This is a genomic window from Rhizobium aureum (assembly GCF_030182495.1).
Classification (GTDB): domain Bacteria; phylum Pseudomonadota; class Alphaproteobacteria; order Rhizobiales; family Rhizobiaceae; genus Rhizobium; species Rhizobium tropici_C.
The window spans coordinates 38,867-57,841 of the sequence record NZ_JAQJCI010000010.1; the positions used below are offsets into that span (position 1 = coordinate 38,867).

The window sequence follows — 18,975 nt, forward strand, 5'->3', positions numbered from 1 at the left end:
TCCTCTACAAACATTCCACCGTCAGTGGCCTACCTTCAACCAGGCTGCAAATTTATCCATCCAGTCGGGGTGCCAGCGTGAAAGCGCCGGCCGGTTCAGGATCATGTCGTCGGCCGCCCAGCGGATCCGTCTGGCATCGATCGCAGACGTGACCGCGTTATCAGGACAAATGATGTAAAAGTCCTCGTCGAGCAGACGGGCCAGGAAGTATTCCACCAGCTGCTCTGCGGTCCATGCCTCATCGGGCCTGGCAGCGCCCTTCGGCTTGAGTGCGATGTTCATGGGTGTCCACGTGTAGCCAGGGACGAGGAGATGAGCCGATACACGACCTCCCGTCTCCTTCAAAAGCTCGTGCGACAGCTGTTCGGTCAGCACCTTGACAGCTGCCTTTGCCACCGAATAGGCGGCATTGCCTGGAGGAGTTGTAATTCCTTCCTTGGAGCCGAGGTTGACGACCGCCGATGGTCGGGCTGCCTTGATCAGGTAGGGCACGAAGACGTGTTGTGCGGCTAGAACACCTCCGAAGTTTACATCGATCTGGCGTCGCCACTTTACAGGATCATCCCAGGGGCCGGCTCCTTGCGTAATGCCCGCGTTGTTTACAAGGATGGCCACGTCGCCAAACCGAGAGAGCGTTTCGTCCTGCAACCTCGTCAGTGTCGATAGATCCGAGACGTCGCCGCTCACAACCAGAGTGTCCGTATCGAGTGTCGAGGTAACATCATCAAGTGCGTGGGTGTCGAGATCCAACAATGCGAGCTTCATGCCGCGGGCCGCGAGAGCCCTCGCGATTGCCAAGCCGATGCCCTTCGCGGCTCCCGTGATGACCGCAACGCGGCCAGGAGCAACGATACTGTTCATTCTCTCGCTCATCTTTGTCTTTCCCGTCATTGGACGTCACCGCTGGAAGGTGTGCCGGACACGCCGTCGCGGTGGATTTTCTCGGCCGAAGGCACCAGCGCAAGAAGCGCACCAGCGCTACGCGGGCGCTTGTGTGGTCGGACCATATCTGCTGGCTGCGAACGACAGCTCATCCTCCTAACAACATAGGCCACTCCGCCGACCACTTGAAGTGAGCTGGATCGCACGCACCGATGAGGGGTGTTCACTCTTGGGTGCCTTCGTGACGTCGGGAATGCCTCGTCAATTTGGCTGCGGACGCGACCAAAAGGTCCCTCACTCCTGGTATCTGCCAGATCGGTGGTTGATTTTTGCTCACCGCCCCGATCGATTTTGCTCATGTAACCAACCGGCTCCACGGGCATTAGGTCACCAGCGCCTCGAGGCGATCGTGGTGCTGATAAAACCAAAGGAGTGAAATCATGACTGGTAATAAACCACTCGCAATGGTCACGGGCGGTTCATCTGGAATAGGCTTCGAGCTTGCCAAACAATTCGCCAAGAATGGATTTGACGTTGCTATTTCAGGCTCAAGCGACAAGGTAAACGAGGCCGCCGATGCGCTACGAAGCCTTTACGCCGAAGCGTATCCGTTCAAAGCGGATGCCTCGACATACGATGGCGTTGAGGGGTTCTGGACTTTCACGCAGGGGCTGGGGCGCCCACTGGAAGCCGCGGCTCTGAACGTTGGTATCGGTATCGGCGGCGCCTTCGTCGATAACGATCTCGAGGATGAGTTTCGCCTGCTTGCAATCAATGTCACTGGGACCGTCCATATGGCCAAACGCGTCGTCCAACATATGGTCAAGAACGGCCGCGGCAGGATCCTCATCACATCCTCGGTTTCGGCGACCCTGCCCACGCCATACGAAACCGTCTACGGCCCGTCGAAGGCATTCGGTTACATGTTCGCGGAATCTCTGCGCGAGGAGTTGCGCTCGACCGGGGTCACGGTGACGGCACTCCTTCCGGGCGCCACCAACAGCGACTTCCACGCGAACGCTGGGATGGGCGATACGAAGCTCGGTGGCCAGCAGAAAAACGACAAGACGCTCGTCGCCAAGCAGGGCTTCGAGGCCCTCATGAACGACATCGACCATGTCGTCGGCGGAGACCAGAAAACCAAGCGGCAGGTGTTGGAAAACCGGACAACCCCAGAGCCTGTTAAAGCCGCCCGGCAAGCCGAACTGACCCAACCGCAGTGAAGGAGCACATCATGGCACATCTGAAAGACAAGGTCGCAATCGTCACGGGAGCTTCCTCGGGCATTGGAGCAGCGACCGCCAGAGGATTGGCGGAAAAAGGTGCGCGCGTTGTCCTTGCCGGCCGCAATGAGGAACGCCTCAGTCAGATTGTCGAAGACATCGCCGGTTCGGGAGGTATTGCCAGCTACAAGGTTGCCGATGTCACGGATTTTGAGAGTACCAAGGCCCTGGTCGCATTCGCCACGACGACGTACGGCCCGGTCGATATATTAGTCAACAATGCGGGCCTCATGCTCTTTTCCTATTGGAAGGATGCCGCGGTCGGCGATTGGAACAAGATGATCGATACCAACCTACGTGGCTATCTGCATGCGATTGCCGCCGTTCTGCCGTCGATGTTGGAGCGCCGGTCCGGCCGCATCCTGAATATGAGCTCTATCGCCGGCGTTCATGTCGGCGAGGCGGCAGGCGTTTACGGAGCCACGAAGTTCTTCATACGCGGTATCACCGAAAGCCTCAGAAAGGAGGTGGGCGTGGGAAGTGGGATCCAGGTGTCGATGATCAGCCCTGGCGTGATCGATACCGGCTGGGCCGATAAGGTTCATGACGAGACGGGCAGAAAGATCGCCGGAGAGCTCAACAAGCAGGGTATTCCGCCGTCGTCGGTGGGTGAAGCCGTGGTCTATGCCCTAGATCAGCCCCCGGAGATCACGATCAACGACATTGTCGTCCATCCAACCCGGCAGGACTGGTAGCCGGCGTTTTCGAAAGCTCAGAACTTGAACCTCCGGGACTGCCAGGCCGCCCGCGCGGAGGTGGTATTCGTTCCGACCGGTGCCGTTTCTCGTGGCTGTGGACAAGAGGATCTTCATTGCATGACCATCTAATCCCGGAGGTTCGCATTATTCAGCGACCCGGCCCATCTCCCGTCGTCGCTCCCAGGATCATCAACTAAGATCAAATTTTTGACTGCTTCCGTGCTCATCACATACCAAAGACAGGGTTAGTTGAATTAGGATTGAAGACGCCAGCCGCCTGAAGCAAGGTCGGCGTCGGCAAGGACGATCTTATTCAGTACAAGTGCGAGTATCCATCACTCATGGTATCGACGCGGGCCGATCTGGCCGACCTTGAAACTTTCGTCGCGATCGCGCGGGCGGGGGGGTTCCGAAAGGCCGCCGCGCTTCGCGGCGTTTCCGGCTCCGCTCTCAGCCACTCGATTAGGGGTTTGGAGGCCCGTCTCGGCGTCCGTCTGTTTCATCGGACAAGCAGGAGCATCAGTCTCACCGCCGCCGGCGAAGTACTGCTTGCCGAACTGGAGCCGCATTTCCTCGGCATCCAAGCTGCGATGGATCTCCTGGATAGTTTCAGGAGCGGGCCTACGGGCAGGGTGAGAGTGACCACGCTGCGTGACGCCGCCGAGCTGTTGATCGCACCTCGACTGCACAGTTTTCGCCGCAACTACCCCGATGTCGAGATCGAAGTCAGCGTCGAGGATCGCTTTATCGATATGGTCGCCGAAGGTTTTGACGCGGGCATCCGTTATGGGGGAACAGTTCCCGAGGGGATGATCGCGTCGCGTCTGACGTCCGAACTTGAATGGGTCGTGGTCGGTTCTCCAACCTATCTCAACGAACGAGGGCGGCCCGAGCGGCCGGAAGATCTCTTGACGCACGAGTGCATCCGGATCCGAACCGGTACGGACCACGTCTGCAAATGGGAACTTGGCGACGGCGATCGCATGGTTGCGCTTGACGTTCCCGGACTGCTCACGCTCGGGGATTCAGAACTATCCATCCGCATGGCGCAGGAGGGGGGCGGTCTCTTTTACTGCCTGCGCGCACGCGTCGAGGACAAACTCGCGGCTGGTCTGCTCGAAGTGGTGCTGCCGGACTGGTCGTCTACTGGGCCGGGTTTTCATGCATACTATGTTTCGCACCGACAGGTGCCGTCAGCGCTCCGGACGTTTCTCGACCACCTTAAGGCGCCGCTTTCGGACGATTGAAGTGACGGCTCAAAGCCAGCCCCAAATCGCTGCAGGTGAGAGTCCATTCTTGCCGGGCCCGCGTCAATGGATACGTTAGCTTATACCATAACAGATTCAGATGAAAAAAGCTCATCTATTTTATGAAATATTGCGTTTGAATTAGGAGCTGAAAGCGGAGATGGTTCGATGCGTGGAGGGCATCTGAACCTGGATCGCCTTAGCGCGTAAGATGATCGCGATACGGTTTACGAGGTCGCCGGACTATGTTCGGCGAGCAAAGAAGTATTGCTCAGATGCTGTATTGGGAGGAGGGCCGAATGAGTTTCCCCGCTGGAAAAACTGTAGATAAACGCGATAATTCTATTCTTGCTGGTCTCGAGCCGGCGACCTTCTTTGGTTTTTTCGAAGAGCTAAGTGCGATCCCGCGCGGTTCTTACAACGAGAAGCAGGTTAGCGATCACATCGCCGATTTTGCCCGGGCGCGCGGCTTCGAGGTTTACCAGGACGAGATTTACAATCTCCTCATTAAGAAGCCGGGAACGCCCGGCTACGAAAACTCGCCGACCGTCATTCTTCATGGGCATACCGACATCGTCTGCGAGAGCGACGAGGGTGTTGACCACGACTTTGAGAACGAAGGCATCAAACTTCAGGTTATCGGCGATTTCATCCATGGGACGGGGACAACCCTTGGGGCGGACAACACCGTTGGTGTGGCTTTCGCAATGTCGTTGCTGGCATCCGACGATATCCCGCATCCGCCGCTTGAAGTCGTCCTGACGGTTCAAGAAGAAGTCGGCAAGGGCGGCGCACAACACTTCGACGGCACAAAGCTTAGCGGTAAGCGCCTTCTCGACATGAACTGGCACGATCCCAAGTCGCTTTTCGCAGGCTGCGCTGGCGATATTTCAGTGCGCTTCAAGATTCCGGTTCAGTGCGAACCGCGCGTTTCGGGGCAGGCCGCCCTTTCGCTGCGGATCTCCGGCCTGAGCAGCGGTCATTCCGAATTCGACATCCATCTTGAACGCGCTAACGCCATCGTCCAGCTCGGACGGCTGCTCCGGATTGCCATCCGGGATGCTGGGGCCAGCGTAGCCGAAGTCAAGGGTGGCGTGAACCGTTACGTTATCCCGGGTGAGGCGGAGGCGATCATTTCGATCGATGCCTCGCGGATTGTCGATCTCAGACAGAGAATTGAAGCGGAAGCGGCTTCGATTGCGCTTGAGTACAAAGCAAGCGATCCCAACCTCAAGGTCACAGTCAGCGAGTCAGGGAGGCAGATTACTGAAGTCTTCTCGGCTCAGTCCGCCCGGGCGCTGGTCGATGCCCTGAACCTGCTTCCCAACGGCGTCCAGAGCAAAAGCCTTCAAGTCGAGGGCCTCGTCGAGAGCTCCAACACCGTGGCGTTGCTTTCAAGCGATAAAGAGGCCATCGAAATCGTCAATACGGTCCCAAGCGCCGTCAGCTCCCGTCGCTACAACATCGTCGACAAAATCCGGCAGCTGTCAGAACTCATCGGCAACGGCGCGAGCGTGGAGACATTCGCGGATTGCCCGGAATGGCCATACAATCCTCATTCGCGAATGCTCAACGCCGCCAAAGCCGCTTACGAGCGCGAGTTCGGCGAGCAGCCACATGTGGAAGTCTCTCACTCCAGTCTCGAGCTCGGCCTTTTTCGAAAGAAGGTTCCTGACATTGACATGCTGTCGATCGGACCGGAAGCGTTCGACGTCCACACCACGCGCGAGCGCCTCAACCACACGACAGTCGATCCGACCTGGCGGCTTCTCAAGTCGCTGCTCCGCGAACTCCGGACCTAAGGTACTAAAATGCCAAAACTGCCAAGCTACTTCGGCAATTTCCCACATCCGCCCAGCGAAAAGAAGCCGGTCCATCTGACGCGCGATAGCTACAAGATGTTCATCTATACGGGGACGAAGCCGTACTCGAGCGACCTCAACTACCTGCTCGCCAGCACGGACCAGCAGACCACTGGCATCTATCAGCTCGCGCCGGGAAGCAACTTCGACCCGGCCGACATTCACGCGGGTGACGAGGTGTACTATGTCCTCGAAGGTGTTGTACATCTCCTAAACCCCGGAACCGGGCAGACCGAAGAGCTCGGACCCGGTGACGCGGTGCTTATCCCCAAGGGCGCTCCGCATCGCGGCTATAACTTTAGCGACAAGGCTGCAGTTATCCTGTTTTGCATCGCACCGCGTATCTGGGACGAGAATGGCCCTCCGACCTGTTATGACGGGCCGACGCGCCTCTATAAGCACGAAGGGAGAGCGTGATGAGCCTTGAGAAACTCGGAACCTATCCGGTAGACGGCGCACAGGCGCGCAAGAGGGGCGACCTGGTGAAGGTCGCTAAAAGCGATCGTCTGAACATGGTCTCCGGCCGCGATCATCCCGTTCTTATACAGTTCTGCGTCAGCAACGATTACATGCACGTCGGAGAACTGACTATCCCTGTGGGTGGCGTTGGACCGCGCGCGAGCGAGCCCGACAGCCATGAAGGGGACGCAGTCTTCTACGTCCTGCAAGGCCCCGCGACCTTCTATTTGGCGGATACCGACGAAACCTTTCACATCCGTGACGGCGAGTCTTTCTTCCTGCCCGGCGGCATCAGCTACCAGTGCCTAAACTACGGCTCCAACCCAATCCGGATGGTCTTCACGATCGCACCGGGACTGTAAGCCGAAGATTGAATCTCAGATTGCCAAGCTTCGCCGCGGACCCGTTCCGCGGTTGGGAAAACTTTGTCTTGTCACCACCAGGGAGGATCATGTGACAATTTTCAGACGGACGTTAATCTTCGGTACTGCTCTCGGGCTCACCGCTTCGCTTTCCTTCAGCCCAGCGCTTGCACAGCAGTTGGATTATTCGAAAGTGTTTCCTGGCATCTTGATGGACAAGGACATCAAGCCCACAGGCCAGGAAGTCAAACCCGCTAAGAAGGATAACCGCCCGCTCAAGGTCGGCTTCCTGCCGACGGCGATGGACACCTACTATCAGCGTGTTCTGGCTGGCGTGAAAGAAGAAATCGACAAGCGCGGTGGCGACGGCACTATCCAGCTTCTCGTGCAAGCTCCGAGCAGCCAGTCTGCCACGGACGACCAGATCAGGACCATGGAAGCCTGGATTAACGACGGTGTGGATGCGATCGCCGTTGCCTTATACAACGAAGGCGCGTTGCTGCCCTCCATCCGGCGCGCCACCGATGCGGGCATTCCGATCTTCCTCTTCAATTCACCCGTCGCGGATAACCCATATTATGTCAGCGATATCGGCTACGACCAGAGTGACGGTGGTCGTGCGCAGGCGCAATGGCTGGTTGACACCTATGGCGACAAGGAAGTCAAGCTCGGGATCCTGGAGGGCCTGCCCGGTCCGCATACGAGCCAGCGCATGAAGGGTTTCAACGAGGTCATCTCGAAGCACCCCAACTTCAAAATCGTCGCTCAGCAGCCGGCTGGCTGGGTGCGTGCCCAAGGCTTGTCGGTGACTGAAAACATGTTCACCGCCAACCCCGATATCGAAGTCCTCGTCGCGCTCTACGACGAGATGGCCCTTGGCGGTCTGCAGGCTCTCAAGGCTAAGGGGCTGAACGGCAAGGTGGCAATCGTCGGCTACGAAAATATGAAGGAAGCCAACGACGCGATCCTCACCGGCGACTTTGCAGCAACGGTCGACACCGGGGCCAAGGAAGAAGGTCGCAACATCATTCGAGCGGTGGATGAGTTCGTGATGAAGGGCACCGCCCTGCCGAAGAAGATCTTCGTGGCGCCCAAAACCTACGATGCGAAGAACATCAAGACCTTCGATCAGAACGACTACGTCTACGTCCAGCAGAAGTAGATGTGACAGTACGCGGCCCCGCCTCGCGCGGGGCCGCCCACTCAAAAAGGGCGACCTGAATGACAAACGCTCCGCTGCTCGAGATGAAAGGCATTGCCAAACGCTTCGGCAACACGAAGGCGCTTAATGGCATCGAGCTCGTACTCAATCCCGGCGAGGTTCTCGGCCTGGTCGGCGAGAACGGCGCAGGCAAGTCGACGCTCATGAAAATCCTCTCTGGTGCATATGCACGCGACGAAGGCACCATTTCTGTCAGAGGTAAGGTGGTCGATCTGAACAATCCCAAAGACGGGTCCAGGGCCGGCATCGCGATCATCTACCAGGAGCTGAGCCTGTTTCCGGACTTTGACGCCGCCGAAAACATATTCGCGGGCAGGGAGCTGCGCCACGGGCGTGCAAGTGCATCACCGCTTGACCATTCGGCCATGCGGGCAGCCGCCTCGCGTATCCTGAAGGGCGAGTTAGGCGTGGACGTACCTCTCGACAGGCCAGTTCGAGAGCTTAGCCTCTCGCATCGGCAGATGATCGAGATCGCCAAAGCCATTAGCAGCAACGCCGACATCATCATCATGGACGAGCCGACCGAAGCGCTCGAGGAGGTCGAACGCAAACAGCTGTTCGCCATCATCAAGAAGCTTCAGCAGGCCGGTAAAGCTCTCATATATGTATCTCACCGGATCCAGGAACTCCTCGGCATCGTCAGCCGCGTGTTGGTCTTGCGCGATGGCAGCGCGGTCGCAGACCTGCCCGTATCGGAGCTCGACGTAGACAAGGTCGTCAGTGCGATGATCGGCGGCTCTCTCGCAAAACAGTTTCCTCCCCGCGTCCCGGCAAGGTCCGAACCCTCGTTGGACGTTCGCGGTTTGACGAAAAGGGGTGTCTTCGAAGACATCACCTTCTCGGTAGCCCAGGGTGAAATCCTCGGCGTCACGGGTCTCGAAGGATCAGGCAAGAGCGCGCTCCTGCGGGCGATCTTCGGGCAGATCCCGCATGAGACCGGCTCGATTCTGATCGACGGAAAGCAAGCGGCGATTTCGGACCCGACGGACGCTATTCGTCAACACGTCGCCTTCTTGCCCGCCGAACGTAAAACCGAGGGGATTTTTCCACAACACAATGTCGGCTGGAACCTCTCTATCGCCAACCTTCGAACGCTCGGCAAAATCACGTTGATGCCGAAAAAGGAGCGCGAGATTGCCTCCGGCTACATCGCCAAGCTCGGCGTGAAATGCGACGGCCCCGGTGCCGACATCACATCGCTGAGCGGCGGTAATCAGCAAAAAGTCATGCTTGCTCGCTGGCTGCTCACCCAGCCAAAGGTGCTCATGCTTGAGGAGCCAACGCGTGGCGTCGACGTGCGTGCCAAGGCCGAGGTCTACACCCTCATCCAGGCTGCCGCGAAAGACGGCTGTGCTGTCATCGTGGTGTCCGCCGACAACGCGGAACTGCTTGGATTGTGTCACCGGGTCGCGGTCATGTTCGAAGGACGAATCTCGGCGGTCGTCGATGCTGCGACCTCCAAGGAAGAAACACTCGCTCTTCATTCGGTAAGGCCGCCGCAAGGCCATCATCTTCAGGGAGGTACCCATGGCTGATATTGCAGCTACACGCCCGCGCTCGCCCCTTACGCTCGCACTCAACGGCGGCAATGCCGGCGTTTATCTGGCCTTCGTCGTTCTTCTGGTGGCGCTCGGCTTTGCCGCTCCGCGGTTTTTCACCTTTGGCAACTTGACTGACGTTCTTCGTCAGGCGGTCCCCATTGCCGTGATCGCGTTTGGAGCGACCTTTGTGATCGGGATGCGGGGCATCGACCTCTCCGTCGGTTCGACACTCGCGCTGAGCGGTCTTGTGACCGCAAACCTGATTGTGCTTGGCTATCCCGTTCCTCTGGCATGCGCAGGCGGGATTGCGGTCGGTGCGGTGATCGGACTGGTGAACGGAATCCTGATCACCAAGGTCGGGATCACGGACTTTATCGCCACAATGGCCATCATGGTCATCAGCCGCGGTATCGTGATGGTCTACACTCAGGGTATTCCGATCGTCGGAGCCTCCGACCCCGCCTTCCGAATGATCGGCCAGAGCTATGCCGGCGGTGTTCCTGTTCCGGTCATTCTGACCGCCATCGTCTTCGCGATCGCCTTCTACCTTCTCTATTACACGCGTTTCGGCCGTTTCGTTCTCTCGATCGGCAGCAATCCGGACGCTGCCCGGCTGGTCGGCATCCCCACGGACAAGGTCAAGATCGCCGTTTACGTGCTGGTCGGGGTCCTCTCGGCCTTCGCGGGCATTCTGCTCACCTCGCGCCTTGAAGCCGCCATGCCTGAAGCCGGCCAGGGGTACGAGCTGGATGTCATAGCTGCCGTCGTAATCGGCGGAACGGGTTTGTCTGGCGGACGCGCCACTCTGTTTGGAACTGCCGTGGGTGCCGTTTTGATGGCGGTCGTCCGCAACGCGCTCAACCTGCTCAACGTGAACACCTTCTGGCACCAAGTCGTCATCGGCACGATCATACTGATCGCCGTGGCAGCCGATCGTTTCAGTCGCCGTCAAAAGGCCTGAGGAGGCGATAATGAAATATATCGAGCTCCGCAAGTCCGTTCTTGATGCAAATGCCGCGCTCTACGACCGCGGTCTCGTCATCTCGACGTTCGGTAACGTCAGCGCTATCGACCGCGCAAAGGGTGTTGTCGCCATCAAACCGAGTGGCGTTTCCTATAAGGCAATGCAGGTCGCAGATATCGTTGTAACCGACCTCGATGGCAATATCCTAGAGGGCACGCTGCGACCATCGTCTGATCTCGATACGCACCTGGAACTCTACAAAAGCTTCAAGTCTATCGGTGCCGTGGTCCACACGCACTCGTTCTTCGCGACGGTGTGGGCCCAATCCGGCCGGGGTATCCCTGCCATGGGAACGACCCATGCCGACTATTTCAACGGAACGATCCCCGTTACTCGCAAGCTGCGCGACGACGAAATCATAGACGGTTACGTCCGCAACACGGGCAAGGTCATCGTCGAGGCACTCGGAAACAATGCGCCGCTCTCCGTCCCCGCAGCCCTGGTTAACGATCACGGCCCCTTCTCCTGGGGCAAGGACGCAGCCGCCGCCGTTCATAACGCGGAGATGCTCGAGGCTGTCGCCAAGATTGCCTTCCACGCCCGGCAACTGAACCAGGACGATCCAGAAATTTCCGACGCTTTGCTGGACCTCCACTATCAACGCAAGCACGGCCAGTCGGCGACCTACGGCCAGCCAGACAGTTCCAAGTAGGATTATCATGTCGATTGTAGCAGGAGTTGATTTCGGAACCTTGAGCGTGCGGGTAACGCTAGCTGATTCCGAGAAGGGTTCCCTTGGAACCTGCGTCGCGGAATATCCTCTCGAGCGGCGTCGTTCCGATCCCGACCTGGCAACGCAGTCCCACGTAGATCATATGGAAGCGCTTGTGCTGGCGATGCATCGAGTGATCGACGAATGCGGCGTAGATTCCAAGGAGATCCGTGCGATTGCGGTCGACACGACCGGGTCCTCGGTGTTGCCTGTCGACAAAAATATGCAGCCTTTGGGGGACTACTACCTCTGGTGTGACCACCGCGCCAAAGCGGAAGCCGAAGAGATAACGGCGATGGCGCACGACATGCACATTGAAGCAATTGAATGGTGCGGCGGAACCTATTCCCACGAGTGGGGCTTTGCCAAGCTTCTCCACTGGATGCGCCACAACCCCGACCAGCGCGAGCGCTTTGGGACCGCCGTGGAACATTGCGACATGGCAGCCGCCGTCCTCACCGGAGTGACCGACACGGCTCGCATGGTGCGCAGCGTCTGCGCCATGGGACACAAGTGGATGTGGAACCCGAAATGGGGTGGCTTGCCCTCGCAGGCTTTCTTGTCCCGCGTCGATCCGCTTTTCGACGGCGTGCGCGAGAAGATTGGCGGAACATATCAGACCTCTGCTTCGATCGCAGGTGGGCTCAGCACATACTGGGGCGAACGACTCGGCCTGACCGCCGGGATACCAGTTCCCACGGGTGCGTTTGATGCCCATTGGGATGCAATTGGCGCTGGCTGCCGTCTGGGGGACGTCGTCAATGTGATCGGTACGTCGACCTGTATCATTGCCGTTAGTGAACGTGTGAAGCTAATCCCCGGTGTTTGCGGCGTCGTCCCAGGGAGTGCACATCCAGACCTTGTGGGAGTTGAGGCAGGCCTGTCTGCGACAGGCGACCTGTTCGACGCAATAGCACGACGTGCCGGCACGACGGTGTCCAGGCTCGCTGAAGGCCTGGAAAGCATCGAAGGCGGAAAGACCGGTCTGATGCGTCTCCCCTGGGACAACGGGGACCGGACGGTTCTCGTCCGCTCCGACCTTGGTGGAATGACGCTTGGCTGGCATCTCGGCCATACAGCGCAGGACGAACTGTATGCCGCGATTGAAGGTACGGCTTTCCATACACGGGTTGTCCTGGAGCGGATGGAGCAGCACGGCGTTCCAGTCAACCGCGTCATTAATGGGGGAGGTATCCCGCAAAGGAACGACATCCTCAACCAGATCTACGCCAATGTTATAGGCAAGCCCATATTGGTCCCCGACGGTATTCCGACCGGTCTCGGTTCGGGAATATTCGCCGCTCTTGCATCCAAAGATCATGGATCAATCGAGAGCGCTCAGGCAGCCATGTGCGTGGGCTACAGAAAGTTTGAGCCTGATCCGAGCACGCGCGGACGTTATGAGACCCTCTATCAGCTGTTCAAGCAGGTCTATATGGGCTTTGGCACCTCGAGCCTCGCAGACTTCTCGCAAGTTCTCGGAGACATCAAGCGGATTGCTGCAGGTGAGAGTATTCGGTCCGAGTTTGGCCACCGTGCCGCGCGCAAGGTAGCATTGCTATGACCCGCTGTGCTCTTAGATCAGATGTCTATGGATCGAGAACGTGATGGCGTCACTTCCATCCATTCGTGCAATACAGTCGTTCGTCGCAGCCGGCAGAAAGGGTTCATTTCTCGAGGCTGCTGCCCAGCTGCAGCTTACTCCCTCGGCGATCAGCCACCAAATCAGGCTGATGGAAGACGACCTTGGGGAAAAACTCTTTCACCGCATTGGAAGGAACGTGTCGCTCACCGAGATTGGCGAGCGATACCACCGTGATCTTTCAGAAGCGCTTTCGATGATTGAGCAGGCGACCGATGAGGTGTGCCGGCGCAACAGCGTCGACGTCCTGAGCGTCGGCTGTGCTTCAAGTCTGGCTTCGCTATGGCTTATGCCAAGATTGCCTCGGTTCGAAGAATTGTATCCCTCGATCGAAATCAGGCTTCTGTCTACATCGGATCCTGCAAAATTGTCCGATGGCTCGGTCGATGTCGATATCTGCTACGGCAGCGCTCCTCGACTGGGCTCTATCGCGGCGGAGGAGTTCCCCCTTGAGACAATCGTCGTAGCCTGCTCTCCCGAGGTGGCGAATGGCGAGCGGCCCATACGCAAGCCATCGGATCTGGTGGGCCACACCTTGATCAAGTCGGAGCAGACGCTTTACAGCTGGCAACAATGGGCGAAGGACCACGGCTTGGCGATTGACGTCAATCGCGGCGCTCGATTTCGCGATGCGTTTATGGCGATCGCGACCGCTGTCGAAGGACGCGGCGTGTGCCTGGAGAGCTACCGGCTTCTTGAACGGGATGTGGAAAGAGGTAACCTCGTCCTTCCGTTCGGGATGACAGGCCCCAACCTTCGTTGCCACACGCTCACATATGTCCGCTCGCGGCTCAGATCAGAAAAGGTCAACGCGTTCAAGCAATGGCTGGAAAACGTATGGCTTGAAGACACTGCCTCGGCTGAAATGCGGGCGCGAGGCTGATCGAACCTCTGACGGGCAGCAAGATCGTCCGGCGTTCTTTAAAACGCCGAGACAGCAATATGCGTGATGCCCAACCTTCTCTTAGCCATGCCTCGAGATTTTTTGAAGTTTTTGCGATTGCGAGGCGAGCGGCCACCGAGCACGATATGCGCCGTCTTCTGTCCTTCTCACCAGTCTATGCGCTGACGACTTCAAGGCCATAGCTGTAGGACCGTGTCAGATCGCGCTCCGGGCGGCGCTATCCGCGACTTAAGAGCCCGCAAGTCTATGGCTGTCAGACACGACGAGCAGGCAAAGCTGTCGCGAAGAGATCAATTGAGGCTGGCAGCTCTCAGACAATCTGGATTGATATTAAGAGCGAATGCCTCCATATGTAGAGAATGATTTAGCGCGGCGTGAGCCGATTACAGGTGTTGGCGGGCGATGCAGACGGACCTACAGATATCCAGACAAAGTGCGACGTTGCGCGTAAAAGTTGAGGAGTCTCTACGTCAGGCGATAGCCAGTGGGCGATTTAAGCCCGGCCAGCGATTGGTAGAGCGAGAACTTTGCGAAATGCTGGGCGTCGGCAGGACCTCGGTTCGCGAGGCAATGCGACAGCTCGAAGCTGAAGGCATTATCACAAGCTATCCCCATAAGGGACCGGTCGTCAGTACGATCACCTACGAGGAAGCGCAGCAACTCTATACCGTTCGGGCTCTTCTTGAAGGATTCGCGGGCCAGCAGTTCGCTGAGCATGGCACTGCCGCCGACATAGCGACACTTCTAGCCGCGGTGGTCGAATTCGAAGCCGCTGCCGAAAGTGGCGTCGGTGCGCGCCTCATAGATGCGAAAAACGCGTTTTACAACTGTTTGATGGACGGCAGCAAAAACGTGTTCGTAAGGCAAATGCTGACAGCTCTGCATAATCGGATAAATCTCCTTCGAATGACAACCATGACGCAACCGGGACGGCTTGCGCATAGCATTGCCGAAATTAGGGATATTGCGAACGCAATCCAGAATCGCAACGGGCCGTTGGCGGCGGCGGCCTGCAAATTCCATATCGACCAGGCTGCCAAGGTCGCACTTGAATACCTCCGGAAGAACGCAGCGCCAGAAACTTAAAATTTCGATTGACAGATTGTCTGATAATCTTTTTAATCCTCTCTGAAGGAAGGCGGGTTTCATTGCTCGCACGCGTCCGGAGGAAAAAATGTCATCGACACTCAACGCAACGCGCGTGGCCTTTATAGGGCTGGGCGCGATGGGCCAGCCTATGGCTCAACATCTCATTTCGGCGGGCTTCGATGTCGTCGGTTTCGACCTCTCGAAAGACGCCAAGATAAAGCTCGCTGATGCGGGCGGGCGAGCCGCCGAAACGATTTCTGACGCCATGGTCGGGGCCAGTTTCGTGATCACCATGCTTCCGAACGGCAAGATCGTGCGCGAGGCGCTGCTGGGCGAAAACGCCTGTGGCGGCCTGAAGCAGAATGCCGTCGTCATAGACATGAGTTCGTCTGCTCCAAACGACACAAGGGAACTCGGTCTCGAACTTGCTTCTCGTGGCCTTCGGCTGGTTGACGCCCCGGTCTCCGGAGGCGTCAAGCGCGCCGTTTCTGGCACCTTGACAATCATGGCCGGTGGGGAGGATGCTGATATCGAGGAGGCCGAGCCGCTGCTGAAGGCAGTGGGACAACAGGTGTTCCGGACGGGGCCAGTTGGCTCGGGTCACGCGATGAAAGCGATTAACAACTTCGTATCCGGTGCAGGTGTGCTGGCGGCGATCGAGGGTGTCCTTCTTGGACGCGCCTTCGGCCTGGAGCCGGCGACGATCGTCGATATTCTCAACTCGTCGTCTGGAAAGAACAACGCCACCGAAGTGAAGATGAAGCAGTTCATCCTCTCTGAGACGTTCGGGTCGGGATTTGCCATTGGCCTGATGGCCAAGGATATCCGCATCGCCGCCGATCTCGCCAAGACGCTTGGTCTTCGCCTCGATGCTCTCGCCAGCACGGCAGACGCCTGGGATGCTGCACAGAAGGCGCTAGGCCCATCCGAGGACCACACCCGCATCATCCGATACATCGAAGATCACAATTAGCCTCGGAAACTCGCGAATTCGGGCTAAACAGACAGATTGTCTGATAATCAGTTGATCTTGTCGTAGACAGTAAAGCTAGGAGCGTTGTCGAATGACCGCCACGAAAGAAACGAAAGTGAAAACACACGGCAAGGAGCGGCCTGTCCCTTCGAAACAGTTCGCTCAAGGGCTGGCGACGCGTCGTGAAGTCATGGGCGATGCCTATGTCGACGCAGCACTCGGTAAGGCGACCGACTTCACCTGGCCTATGCAGCAGCTCGTCACTGAGTATTGCTGGAACGAGATCTGGAATCGACCAGGCCTCGACAGGCGCGCGCGGTCCATTCTGAACCTTGGCATGATCTCTGTCCTCAATCGTCCGCATGAGCTCAAGGGCCACGTGCGCGGCGCGATCAACAACGGCCTCACCAAGGAGGAAATCCAGGAGATTTTCCTGCAGGTCGCGATCTACGCCGGCGTACCGGCGGGCATCGACAGCTTCCGAAACGCCCAGGAGGTCTTCAACGAAATGGGCATCTGAAGCCGCCGCCGCTGGGCGTGGCGGAAAATTTTGAAAGGCGTGGATCGGCCGCGCCGTTTTAACCAGGGAGGAGCCGAACTTGGCCATCGATCTCGAGAAGTTCAAAAAACTGGCGCTGGAGGACTTCGAGTTCAAGCGCGAAACCCGTTATCTCAACGGCATTATCAAATGCGATTTTCCGAGCCGCAGCGTCGCACTCCACTTCGAAGACGGCAAGATGGTGAAGGTCGAAGAAGCCGCCTACGACGACGAGAAGTGCAAGATCGTCATCCGGGGCACGGGTGAACAGTGGGACGCGCTTCTCCAGAAGAAGCCGCGGCCGTTTTATCAGTGCCTGCAGTCGTCAAACATCAAACACGGTCTGTTCCTTAGCAACAATAACGAAACCTTCGCGTATCTCCCTGCGCTCAATCGCATGACGAACCTGATGCGCGAAGCCCGCCCGGAAGGAGTAGCAGCATGACCAGGCATGATCCAATCACGGGCCGTTACGTCTACCTGACGATCGAAGGCATCGAATATCGCGTCTATTACGAGGAAGCCGGAGAGGGCATTCCCTTGCTTGTCGGTCACACGGCGGGCTCCGACGGCCGGCAGTACCGCCACACGCTCTGCGACGAAGACGTGACCAAGAACTTCCGCGTTATCGCGTTCGACTTGCCCTATCACGGGAAGTCTCTTCCTCCACACGGCGTTCGCTGGTGGGAGAAAGAGTACAACATGACCAAGAAGTTCATGATGGATTTCCAACTGGAACTCTCTAAAGCTCTTGGTCTGGACCGCCCCGTTTATATGGGTAGCTCGATGGGCGGACATCTTGCTATCGATCTGGCGTCGAATTACCCCGACAACTTCCGCGCTACTATCTCCGTCGAAGGGGCACTGCGCTCGGCTGCCGAATATGTCGATGTCGGCATGGCAGGCATTAGGAAAGAATTCGACAACCCAAACGTGAACCGCACCTCCATCGGCGCGGCCATGATGCTCAATATCTCGCCCTACTCACCAGAAGCCAATGTCCGCGAAATCCAGTGGGAATATAGCTGCGGCGGTCCGGGCGTCTTCGCAGGTGACCTCTATTACTACTACTACGACCACAATGTCTCACCCGAAGAGGCGAGCAAGATCGATACGTCGAAGTGCATGCTGTACTTCCTGACGGGCGAATACGATCCGAATACCTCCCCGGCCGACACCAAGATCGCCGCCGATCTCGTCAAGGGCAGCAAGTTCTGGACGATGGAGAAGCTCGGTCATTTCCCGGTCACCGAAGACTACACCGAGTTCAGAAAATACCTGCTGCCGATCCTCGAGGAAATCCGGCAGGCATCCGCAACCAGGGCGAAAGTCGCCTGAAACAATCTCTTGGGAGGAGCATCCAATGAGACGGAGTTTAACCGGAACCATGGGGGCGCTGATCGCGGTCAGCGCCCTGACGACCACGGCCTGGGCTGACGGCGTCGACCAGCTCCCCGCCAACGAGAAGAAAATCTACGAGGTCGTCGACCCGCAGGTTCCGCTCGGAGCGAGTGCCTACAAGGACTTCAAACCGAAGAAGGGACCGCCCTGGAAGATCGGCTACGCCAGTAGCTATGCCGGCAATACGTGGCGCGCAGCGGCCCTCGATGCCGTCATGAATGACCTCTTGCCGCGCTCCAAAAAAGCGGGGCTCGTATCTGAAGTCGTGGTCACTCAGTCCGACCTCAAGGACGCCGTCCAGATTCAGCAGATGCGCCAGATGGTTGATGATGGTGTTGATGCCATCATCATCTGCTGCTCGAACGTCACCGCTCTCAATCAGACGATCGAGTACGCCTATAAGGCAGGCGTTCCTGTCTTCTCGTTTTCGGGATACGTGACGTCGCCTTACGCGATCAACGGCGCTGCCAATCACGCGCAGGGCGGCGGCGAGATGGCGATCTGGCTCGCAGACAAGATCGGCAAGAAAGGCAACGTGCTTCTCGTGTCGGGCATCCCTGGCTTCGCCTCATCCGACAGCTTCGACAAGGCCGCCAAAGACGCGCTGGCAAAGTATCCCGACATCAAGATTGTCGGCGAAGTGGCTGGCAAGTGGACCGACCAGGTAGCACAGGTCGAGGTGCAGAAATTTTTGGCGACGAACCCCATCCAGATTGACGGTATTCTGACACAGGGCGCGCAGGAGAACGGCGTGTTGAACGCCATGCTCCAGTCGGGCCGCGACATGGTGCCTATTACGCTAGGCGGCGAGGCTTCGGCGGCATGTTACTGGCGCAAGAATCCGGAATGGATCGATGCCGGCTTCCATATCTGGCCGCCGCGCCGCGAGATGCAGCAGATGTGGGAGATCATGCTTCGCACGCTCGAAGGGCAGGGGCCAAAGGTGCAGTCCTTCCTGCGCCCAGTCCTGCCGTTCACAATCGATGACGTTCGCGCTGCGATCCCCGAGGATTGCGATTTGAACTCGACTGATTTCGTCGAACCTAAGGCGGACGGATGGTTCCCAAGTGCGATTGCCGACCAGTACTTCGAGCGTCCTGCCGATCCCTGGAAGCCGGTAGCCCAGTAAGCCGGAT

At 58.0% G+C, this 18,975-nt stretch carries 19 protein-coding genes; 18 read left to right on the top strand and 1 reads right to left on the bottom strand.

Annotated features, from left to right (window positions below; translation table 11 throughout):
- Positions 1-21 precede the first annotated feature (21 nt).
- Positions 22-873 carry an SDR family NAD(P)-dependent oxidoreductase gene (locus tag PH552_RS21670; protein WP_028003123.1) on the bottom strand — a complete coding sequence of 284 codons (852 nt, stop codon included), beginning with the start codon at positions 871-873 and terminating at the stop codon, positions 22-24.
- A gap of 449 nt (positions 874-1,322) precedes the next feature.
- On the opposite strand from PH552_RS21670, the gene PH552_RS21675 reads away from it, so the two are divergent.
- From PH552_RS21675 to PH552_RS21760, 18 genes are all read left to right on the top strand, one after another.
- Positions 1,323-2,105 (top strand): SDR family NAD(P)-dependent oxidoreductase, encoded by a 783-nt coding sequence (locus PH552_RS21675; protein ID WP_179613275.1) that lies wholly within the window; start codon positions 1,323-1,325, stop codon positions 2,103-2,105.
- Positions 2,106-2,116: 11 nt separating this feature from the next.
- Positions 2,117-2,860 (top strand): SDR family oxidoreductase, encoded by a 744-nt coding sequence (locus tag PH552_RS21680; RefSeq protein ID WP_028753503.1) that lies wholly within the window; start codon positions 2,117-2,119, stop codon positions 2,858-2,860.
- A 344-nt stretch (positions 2,861-3,204) separates the two neighbouring features.
- Positions 3,205-4,110: a LysR family transcriptional regulator gene (locus PH552_RS21685; protein WP_028753502.1), complete on the top strand. Its 906-nt coding sequence runs from the start codon at positions 3,205-3,207 to the stop codon at positions 4,108-4,110.
- Between the two features lie 299 nt (positions 4,111-4,409).
- Positions 4,410-5,912, top strand: coding sequence for an aminoacyl-histidine dipeptidase (locus PH552_RS21690; protein WP_179613274.1), 1,503 nt, complete (start codon positions 4,410-4,412; stop codon positions 5,910-5,912).
- 9 nt (positions 5,913-5,921) lie between these two features.
- Positions 5,922-6,389 carry a cupin domain-containing protein gene (locus PH552_RS21695; protein WP_285166282.1) on the top strand — a complete coding sequence of 156 codons (468 nt, stop codon included), beginning with the start codon at positions 5,922-5,924 and terminating at the stop codon, positions 6,387-6,389.
- Positions 6,389-6,793 (top strand): cupin domain-containing protein, encoded by a 405-nt coding sequence (locus tag PH552_RS21700; protein WP_028753499.1) that lies wholly within the window; start codon positions 6,389-6,391, stop codon positions 6,791-6,793. The genes PH552_RS21695 and PH552_RS21700 overlap by 1 nt, the downstream gene beginning before the upstream one ends.
- Positions 6,794-6,884: 91 nt before the next feature.
- Complete coding sequence (locus PH552_RS21705) at positions 6,885-7,955, top strand: sugar ABC transporter substrate-binding protein (RefSeq protein ID WP_179613272.1); 1,071 nt, start codon at positions 6,885-6,887, stop codon at positions 7,953-7,955.
- Positions 7,956-8,014: 59 nt separating this feature from the next.
- Entirely contained in the window at positions 8,015-9,550 is a 1,536-nt protein-coding gene (locus tag PH552_RS21710; protein WP_179613271.1) for a sugar ABC transporter ATP-binding protein, read from the top strand.
- A complete protein-coding gene (locus PH552_RS21715; protein WP_028753496.1) occupies positions 9,543-10,517 on the top strand; it encodes an ABC transporter permease in 975 nt (324 codons plus the stop codon). The genes PH552_RS21710 and PH552_RS21715 overlap by 8 nt, the downstream gene beginning before the upstream one ends.
- A gap of 10 nt (positions 10,518-10,527) precedes the next feature.
- Positions 10,528-11,232 (top strand): L-ribulose-5-phosphate 4-epimerase AraD, encoded by a 705-nt coding sequence (araD, locus tag PH552_RS21720; protein ID WP_179613270.1) that lies wholly within the window; start codon positions 10,528-10,530, stop codon positions 11,230-11,232.
- A gap of 7 nt (positions 11,233-11,239) precedes the next feature.
- Entirely contained in the window at positions 11,240-12,856 is a 1,617-nt protein-coding gene (locus PH552_RS21725; protein WP_097607814.1) for a ribulokinase, read from the top strand.
- A 43-nt stretch (positions 12,857-12,899) separates the two neighbouring features.
- Entirely contained in the window at positions 12,900-13,817 is a 918-nt protein-coding gene (locus PH552_RS21730) for a LysR substrate-binding domain-containing protein (protein ID WP_179613269.1), read from the top strand.
- Between the two features lie 423 nt (positions 13,818-14,240).
- Positions 14,241-14,924, top strand: a complete 684-nt coding sequence (locus PH552_RS21735) for a GntR family transcriptional regulator (protein ID WP_285166284.1) — start codon at positions 14,241-14,243, stop codon at positions 14,922-14,924.
- Positions 14,925-15,012: 88 nt separating this feature from the next.
- A complete protein-coding gene (locus tag PH552_RS21740; RefSeq protein ID WP_015341889.1) occupies positions 15,013-15,900 on the top strand; it encodes an NAD(P)-dependent oxidoreductase in 888 nt (295 codons plus the stop codon).
- 91 nt (positions 15,901-15,991) lie between these two features.
- Positions 15,992-16,420 carry a carboxymuconolactone decarboxylase family protein gene (locus tag PH552_RS21745; protein ID WP_004129705.1) on the top strand — a complete coding sequence of 143 codons (429 nt, stop codon included), beginning with the start codon at positions 15,992-15,994 and terminating at the stop codon, positions 16,418-16,420.
- Between the two features lie 79 nt (positions 16,421-16,499).
- Complete coding sequence (locus PH552_RS21750; RefSeq protein WP_004129699.1) at positions 16,500-16,883, top strand: hypothetical protein; 384 nt, start codon at positions 16,500-16,502, stop codon at positions 16,881-16,883.
- Positions 16,880-17,776 carry an alpha/beta fold hydrolase gene (locus PH552_RS21755; RefSeq protein ID WP_004129697.1) on the top strand — a complete coding sequence of 299 codons (897 nt, stop codon included), beginning with the start codon at positions 16,880-16,882 and terminating at the stop codon, positions 17,774-17,776. The genes PH552_RS21750 and PH552_RS21755 overlap by 4 nt, the downstream gene beginning before the upstream one ends.
- A 25-nt stretch (positions 17,777-17,801) precedes the next feature.
- The gene (locus tag PH552_RS21760) at positions 17,802-18,968 is read left to right on the top strand and encodes an ABC transporter substrate-binding protein (protein WP_015341890.1); all 1,167 of its coding nucleotides are present in this window, start codon (positions 17,802-17,804) and stop codon (positions 18,966-18,968) included.
- The last annotated feature ends 7 nt before the right edge of the window (positions 18,969-18,975 follow it).

Excerpts from the sequence above, each read along its gene's own strand:
- PH552_RS21670 (WP_028003123.1), bottom strand. The coding sequence starts at position 873 with ATGAGCGAGAGAATGAACAGTATCGTTGCTCCTGGCCGCGTTGCGGTC.
- PH552_RS21675 (WP_179613275.1), top strand. The coding sequence starts at position 1,323 with ATGACTGGTAATAAACCACTCGCAATGGTCACGGGCGGTTCATCTGGA.
- PH552_RS21680 (WP_028753503.1), top strand. The coding sequence starts at position 2,117 with ATGGCACATCTGAAAGACAAGGTCGCAATCGTCACGGGAGCTTCCTCG.
- PH552_RS21685 (WP_028753502.1), top strand. The coding sequence starts at position 3,205 with ATGGTATCGACGCGGGCCGATCTGGCCGACCTTGAAACTTTCGTCGCG.
- PH552_RS21690 (WP_179613274.1), top strand. The coding sequence starts at position 4,410 with ATGAGTTTCCCCGCTGGAAAAACTGTAGATAAACGCGATAATTCTATT.
- PH552_RS21695 (WP_285166282.1), top strand. The coding sequence starts at position 5,922 with ATGCCAAAACTGCCAAGCTACTTCGGCAATTTCCCACATCCGCCCAGC.
- PH552_RS21700 (WP_028753499.1), top strand. The coding sequence starts at position 6,389 with ATGAGCCTTGAGAAACTCGGAACCTATCCGGTAGACGGCGCACAGGCG.
- PH552_RS21710 (WP_179613271.1), top strand. The coding sequence starts at position 8,015 with ATGACAAACGCTCCGCTGCTCGAGATGAAAGGCATTGCCAAACGCTTC.
- PH552_RS21715 (WP_028753496.1), top strand. The coding sequence starts at position 9,543 with ATGGCTGATATTGCAGCTACACGCCCGCGCTCGCCCCTTACGCTCGCA.
- araD (WP_179613270.1), top strand. The coding sequence starts at position 10,528 with ATGAAATATATCGAGCTCCGCAAGTCCGTTCTTGATGCAAATGCCGCG.
- PH552_RS21725 (WP_097607814.1), top strand. The coding sequence starts at position 11,240 with ATGTCGATTGTAGCAGGAGTTGATTTCGGAACCTTGAGCGTGCGGGTA.
- PH552_RS21730 (WP_179613269.1), top strand. The coding sequence starts at position 12,900 with ATGGCGTCACTTCCATCCATTCGTGCAATACAGTCGTTCGTCGCAGCC.
- PH552_RS21735 (WP_285166284.1), top strand. The coding sequence starts at position 14,241 with ATGCAGACGGACCTACAGATATCCAGACAAAGTGCGACGTTGCGCGTA.
- PH552_RS21740 (WP_015341889.1), top strand. The coding sequence starts at position 15,013 with ATGTCATCGACACTCAACGCAACGCGCGTGGCCTTTATAGGGCTGGGC.
- PH552_RS21745 (WP_004129705.1), top strand. The coding sequence starts at position 15,992 with ATGACCGCCACGAAAGAAACGAAAGTGAAAACACACGGCAAGGAGCGG.
- PH552_RS21755 (WP_004129697.1), top strand. The coding sequence starts at position 16,880 with ATGACCAGGCATGATCCAATCACGGGCCGTTACGTCTACCTGACGATC.
- PH552_RS21760 (WP_015341890.1), top strand. The coding sequence starts at position 17,802 with ATGAGACGGAGTTTAACCGGAACCATGGGGGCGCTGATCGCGGTCAGC.